The organism is Umezawaea sp. NPDC059074, assembly GCF_042738955.1.
GTDB lineage: Bacteria > Actinomycetota > Actinomycetes > Mycobacteriales > Pseudonocardiaceae > Umezawaea.
The window spans coordinates 1-5,613 of the sequence record NZ_JBHYHC010000259.1 but is presented as its reverse complement, the minus strand read 5'-3'; the positions used below and the strand labels follow the sequence as shown (position 1 = coordinate 5,613).

General features: G+C 74.4%; 2 protein-coding genes. Both read left to right on the top strand.

The window, feature by feature from the left end:
• On the top strand, nucleotides 1-2,704 hold a 2,704-nt coding region (locus tag ACFWW9_RS45670; protein WP_390389851.1), incomplete at its 5' end, for an amino acid adenylation domain-containing protein.
• A partial coding sequence (locus ACFWW9_RS45665; RefSeq protein WP_390389848.1) for an amino acid adenylation domain-containing protein occupies nucleotides 2,701-5,613 on the top strand: 2,913 nt, incomplete at its 3' end. The genes ACFWW9_RS45670 and ACFWW9_RS45665, both read left to right, overlap by 4 nt.

The window sequence follows — 5,613 nt, the reverse complement described above, 5'->3', positions numbered from 1 at the left end:
GGTGCGGATGGTGTGGACGGTCCACCACGTCCTGCTCGACGGCTGGAGCGCGCACCGGCTGCTGGCCGAGGTGCTGTCCGGCGGGGGAGCGGGCCAGGCGCCGCGCGGCTTCCGCGACTACGTCGAGTGGCTGCGGGAGCAGGACCTGACCGTGCCGGAGGCGCACTGGCGCCGGGTGCTGTCCGGGTTCTCCGCGCCGACGCCGCTGCCGTTCGACCGGGTGCCCGGTGACGGGTACCGCGGCCGCTCCACGGCTCGGACGGACGTGGACCTGCCCGCCGAGCTGTCCGCGGGCGTGGCGAAGCGGGCCAAGGAAGCGGGCCTGACGGTGAACACCGTCGTGCAGGGCGCGTGGGCGCTCGTGCTGTCGGCCTACAGCGGCCACGAGGACGTCTGCTTCGGCGCGACGGTGTCCGGGCGGCCCGCGGAACTGGCCGGGGCGCAGGACATCCACGGCATCTTCATCACCACCCTGCCCGTGCGGACCACTGTGGACGGTGGGCGCGACCTGGTGGCGTGGCTGACGGACCTCCAGGCGGCCCAGGCGCAGGCGCGGGCGTTCGAGGCCGTGTCGCTGCCGCAGGTCCAGGCGTGGAGCGAGGTCGGCTCGGGCACGCGGCTGTTCGACAGCATCGTGGTGTTCGAGAACTACCCGATCGAGCTGGCCGCGTACGGCGGGCCGCGCAACATGGGCGCGACGGAGGTCAACGGGTACGCGGTCAACGTGGTCGCCTATCCGGGCGAGCGGCTGTCGTTCGTGTTCCGCCACGACCCGGAATTGCTGGAGGCCGGGACGGTCGAGCGGCTCGGCCGGAACCTGGCCGCGGTGCTGACGGCGTTCGCCGACGACCCGCACCGGCCCGTCCGCCGGATCGGCCTGCTCGACCCGGCCGACCGCGACCGCCTGCTCGTGGAGGGCAACCGCACCGACGCGGAGTACCCGGCCGCGACCGTGCCGGAGCTGTTCGCCCGGCAGGCAGAGGCCGTGCCGGACGAGATCGCCCTGTCCTGGACCGGCGGGGAGATGACCTACGCCGACCTGGACGCCCGGTCCACCCGGCTCGCCCGGCACCTGACCGCGCTCGGGGTGCGCGCCGAGTCGCGCGTGGCCCTGCTGCTCGGCCGGTCGCCGGAGGCCGTGGTCGCGATCCTGGCCGTGCTCAAGGCGGGCGGCGTGTACGTGCCGATCCACGGCAGCGTCCCGGACGACCGGGTGCGTTGGATCGTGGAGGACACCGCCGCGGTGCTCGTGCTGGCGGACGGCGCGTCCCGCTCGCGGGCCGCCGACGTGGACGTGCCCGTGCTCGCCCTGGACGACGACTCGGCGTGGGCGGGGGAGTCCGCCGACCGGCTCGACCCGGTCGGGCACCCGGACCGGCTCGCCTACGTCATGTACACGTCCGGCTCGACCGGCGTGCCCAAGGGCGTGGCGGCCACGCACGCGAACGTCGTCAGCTTCACCTGGGACCGCCGCTGGCGCACGGACGCCCACCGCGCGGTGCTGTTCCACTCGCCGATCGCGTTCGACGCGTCCACGTACGAGATGTGGACGCCGCTGCTGCACGGCGGGCGGGTGGTGATCGCGACCGGCGACCTCACCGCGCCGATGGTGGCCGAGCTGGTCGCCGAGCACGGCGTGACCGCGATCTTCCTGACCACGGCGCTGTTCACCGTGTTCGCGGACGAGGCCCCGGACTGCTTCGCGGGCCTCCAGGAGGTGTGGACCGGCGGTGAAGCCATGGCGGTCGACGCCGTCCAGCGCGTGCGCGAGGCCTGCCCCGGCTCGCTGGTGTTCAACGTCTACGGCCCGACCGAGACGACCACCTACGTGACGGCGCACCTGATGACCGGCCCGGACTCGCCGATCGGGCGGCCGCTGGACAACACCAGGGCGTACGTCCTGGACCGGCACCTGGAACCCGTGCCGCCGGGCGTGCCCGGAGAGCTGTACCTCGCCGGGACCGGGCTGGCCCGCGGGTACCTCGGGCGGCCGGGCATGACGTCGGAGCGGTTCGTCGCCGACCCGTTCGGCGACACCCCCGGCGGCAGGCTCTACCGCACCGGCGACCAGGTGCGGTGGACCGAGGACGGCGAGCTGGAGTTCGTCGGCCGGGTCGACGGCCAGGTCAAGATCCGCGGCCTGCGGATCGAGACCGGCGAGATCGAGGCGGCCATGCGGGCGCACCCCGACGTGCGCGACGCCGTGGTCGTGGCACTGCGGTCGGAGGTCGGCCACTTCCTGGTCGGCTACCTCCTGCCGCGCGACGGCGCCGAGCCCGACCTCGGGCCGTGGCTCGCCGAACGGCTGCCGGGGTACATGGTGCCCACCGAGTTCGTGGCGCTGGAGCGGTTCCCGCTCAACGCCAACGGCAAGGTCGACCGGGCCGCGCTGCCGGACCCGGAGCGCGGGCGGCGGGCCGACGTCGAGTACGTCGAGCCGCGCGACGCCACCGAGGTGGCCATCGCCGGGATCTTCGCCGACGTGCTGGCGGTGGAGAAGGTCGGCGCGCTGGACGACTTCTTCGCGCTCGGCGGCGACTCCATCACCAGCCTGCGCATCGCGTCCCGCGCCCGGCGGGCGTTCGGCGTGGAGATGTCCCCGCGGGACCTGTTCGAGAACCGGACGGTCGCCGCGTTGTCGGAATCGGTGCTGCGACGGCTGATCGCGGACCTCGAGAAGACCGCCACTGGGAGCACGTCATGACCGACGCCCTGTTCGACCGCGTGGCCGCGCTGCCGGAGGACCTCCAGGCGCTGCTGCGGCAACGACTGGCCGGACTGGCCGACGACTCCGGCATCTCGCGCCGGACCGACGACGGCCCCGCGCCGCTGTCGGCCGCGCAGCAACGGCTGTGGTTCATGCACGAGCTGGACCCGGACAGCGTCGAGTACCAGGTCCCCCTGGTGCTGCGGCTGACCGGCGACCTGGACGTCGTCGCGCTGCGCCGCGCGCTCGGCCGGGTCGTCGCCCGGCACGGGTCGCTGCGCACCACGTTCGACTCGGTGGACGGCGTCGGCGTCCAGGTCGTGCACGACCACGTGGACGTGCCGCTGCCGGTCGTGGACGTGGCCGAGGAGGACCTGGAGGCGCACCTGCTCGCGGCGGCGGCCCGGCCGTTCGACCTGCGGACCGGGCCGGTGCTGCGGGCGTCGCTGCTGCGGATCGCCGACGGCGTGCACGTGTTCGTGGCGCACACGCACCACATCGTCACCGACGGCTGGTCGCTGCGGGTGTTCGCCGACGACCTGAGCGCCGCCTACCGCGGCGAGCTGCCGTCGCAGTCGCTCGCGTACGTGGACTTCACCGCGTGGCAGCGGGACCGGCTCGCGGGCGCGGCGCTGGACGGGCAGGTCGAGTACTGGCGCGACCGGCTCGACGGGCTGACCTCGCTGGACCTGCCGACCGACTTCCCCCGGCCTGCGGTCCGGGAATCGGCGGGGTCAGCCCACCTGTTCGAGGTGCCGGAACCGCTGGTGTCGCGGCTCAAGGAGCTGGCCCGCGAGCAGGGCGCGACGCTGTTCATGACCCTGGTGGCCGCGACGCAGCTCGTGCTGTCGCGCTACACCGGCCAGCACGACGTCGCCGTCGGCACGGCGACCTCCGGGCGCGACCGGGTGGAGCTGGAGGGCCTGATCGGGTTCTTCGTCAACACCCTGGTGGTGCGCGGGAAGATCGACCCGAAGGCGTCGTTCGCCGAGTTCCTGCGGGCCACCCGCGCCACGGTGCTGGACGCGTTCGCCAACGACGAGGTGCCGTTCCAGCGGCTCGTGGAGATCCTGCGGCCGGAGCGCGACCCGAGCCGTCCGCCGCTGGTCGAGGTCGCGGTCAACCTGCAGAACACCCCCGAGGGCGTGGTGGAGTTGGCGGGCGTGCGGGTCGAGCAGCTCGTGCCGCCGGTGCTGGTCGCCCCGATGGACCTGTCGTTCGACTTCGTCGAGCGGTCCGGCGCGCTGGTGACCCACCTCGGCTACAACACCTCGCTGTTCGAGCCCGCGACGGCCGAGCGGCTGGCGGGGCACCTGCTCACGCTGCTCGCGGCCGTCGTCGCGGAGCCGCACCGGAAGCTGGCCCGCATCTCGGTGCTGGATCAGGCCGAGCAGGACCGGCTCGTGGCCGAGCGCTTCCCCGCCCCGGAGCTCCTGACGGTGCCGGAGCTGTTCGCCGAGCAGGTCCGGTTCGACCCGACCGCGCCCGCGCTGATCAGTCCGGAGAGGACGGTCGACTACCGCGAGCTGGACGAGTGGTCCGACCGGGTCGCCCGCGCGCTGGTGGCGCGGGGCGCGGGGCCGGAGCGGCTGGTGGCCGTGCGCGTGCCGCGGTCGATCGAGTTCGTCGTGTCCGTGCTCGCGGTGCTCAAGACCGGGGCCGCGTACCTGCCCCTCGACGTCGAGCACCCGGCCGAACGCCTGCGCTCGCTGGTCGACGACGCCCAGCCCGTCCTCGTCGTGACGCCGGACCTGCTGGCCTCGATCGACGGCGAGGACCACCCGCCGCTCGCCGTGGACCTGCCGCTCTCGGCCGCCGCGTACGTCATGTACACCTCCGGCTCGACCGGGCGGCCGAAGGCCGTCGTCACCACGCACGCGGGCATCCATGCGCTCATCGCCGCCCAGCGCGAGCAGCTCGACGTCGGACCCGGCTCGCGGGTGCTCCAGTTCGTGTCGGCCGCCGTCGACGCGGCGTTCTGGGAGCTGGGCATGTCCGTGCTGTCCGGCGCGGCGCTGGTCCTGGCCTCCACGGCCCGCATCACGCCCGGCGAGCAGCTTGCCGACGCGTTGACCACGCACCGGATCACCCACCTGTCGCTGCCGCCGACGGCGCTCAAGGCGTTGCCGCACAACGACTACCCGCATCTGCGCACGCTCGTCGTCGCCGCCGAGGCGTGCCCGCCCGCGCTGGTCGACCTGTGGGCTCCCGGACGGCGGATGGTCAACGCCTACGGCCCGACCGAGGTCACCACCACCAGCACCATGAGCCGTCCCCTCACGCCGGGGCAGCACGTCGACAGCGTGCCGATCGGGCACCCGCTGCCGGGCATCCGCGCGTACGTGCTGGACGCGGCGCTGCGGCCCGTCCCGGTCGGCGTGCCCGGCGAGCTGTACGTCGGCGGCGGCGGCCTGGCCAGGGGCTACCGCAACCGGCCCGACCTGACGGCGGACCGGTTCGTCGCCGACCTGTTCGGCGAGCCCGGCTCCCGGATGTACCGGACCGGCGACCTGGTGAAGTGGTCGCCCGACGGCGACCTGCACTACCTCGGACGCACCGACGACCAGGTCAAGATCCGGGGGTTCCGGGTCGAGCTGGGCGAGGTGGAGGCCGCGCTGGCGGCGCACCCCGACGTGCGGGGCGCGGCGGTCGCGGTCAAGCCGGACGCGAGGGGTGTCCGGAGGTTGGTGGGGTACCTGCTCGGGACGCCGGACGTGGCGTCCCTGCGGGTGTTCCTGCGCGAACGGCTGCCGGAGCACATGGTGCCCTCGGCGTTCGTGGCGCTCGACCGGTTCCCGGTGGGTGGCACCGGGAAGGTCGACCGGGGCGGGCGGGCCCGCCCGCGCGGGGGGCGCGCCCCCCCCCCCCCCCCCGGCGCCCCCCCCCCCCCCCCCCCACACCGGGGA